The organism is Terrihabitans rhizophilus (assembly GCF_033898525.1).
Classification (GTDB): domain Bacteria; phylum Pseudomonadota; class Alphaproteobacteria; order Rhizobiales; family Methylopilaceae; genus Flaviflagellibacter; species Flaviflagellibacter rhizophilus.
The window spans coordinates 1-357 of the sequence record NZ_JAXAFJ010000022.1 but is presented as its reverse complement, the minus strand read 5'-3'; the positions used below and the strand labels follow the sequence as shown (position 1 = coordinate 357).

At 69.2% G+C, this 357-nt stretch carries 1 protein-coding gene; it reads left to right on the top strand.

Annotated features, from left to right (window positions below; translation table 11 throughout):
* Positions 1-357, top strand: a 357-nt coding sequence (locus SCD90_RS16550) for a molybdopterin-binding protein (RefSeq protein ID WP_319845817.1), incomplete at both ends; no start/stop codon positions are given.

Here is a 357-nt window from a genome sequence, read left to right as displayed (position 1 = left end):
CCGGCCGTGACCATCGACCCGTCCATTCCCGAGGCGCCGACGGCCGATCTTGCCATCGACACCGGCATCCCCGGCGACGGCGTGACCAACGATCCGACTGTGAACGTCGGCAATCTCGATGAGGGCGCGGACTGGGAGTACAGCCTCGACGGCGGTGACACCTGGCTTGACGGCACCGGCACAAGCTTCGAACTCCCACCCGGGACCTATGCCGCTGGCGAGGTTCAGGTTCGCCAGACGGATGCGGCGGGGAACACCAGTCCCGTCGACACGCTGCCGGCGGTCACGATCGACATCCTGCCGCCTGCGGCACCGACGGCGGCGCTTGCAACGGATACCGGCACGGCGGGCGACGGC